Origin of the sequence: Haemophilus sp. UMB1048, from assembly GCF_030218125.1 — a bacterium.
Lineage (GTDB): Bacteria > Pseudomonadota > Gammaproteobacteria > Enterobacterales > Pasteurellaceae > Haemophilus_D.
The window spans coordinates 1-235 of the sequence record NZ_JASOPB010000196.1; the positions used below are offsets into that span (position 1 = coordinate 1).

Consider the following 235-nt stretch of genomic DNA (forward strand, 5'->3'; position numbering starts at 1 on the left):
GTATCCAGGCTCGCTTGGCGGAATGAACTGGGGCAGCGTGTCGGTCGATCCGAATAACGGCCTGATGTTCGTCAATGACATGCGCCTTGGACTGGCTAACTACATGGTACCGCGAGCGAAAGTGGCTAAAGATGCCAGCGGTATCGAAATGGGTATCGTGCCGATGGAAGGTACGCCGTATGGCGCGATGCGCGAGCGTTTCCTGTCGCCGCTGGGTATCCCCTGCCAGAAACCG

At 58.3% G+C, this 235-nt stretch carries 1 protein-coding gene; it reads left to right on the top strand.

Annotated elements, in window-relative coordinates:
• Positions 1-22: 22 nt before the first annotated feature.
• Positions 23-235: hypothetical protein (locus QP437_RS10440; protein ID WP_285267795.1), on the top strand; the 213-nt coding region annotated here is incomplete at its 3' end.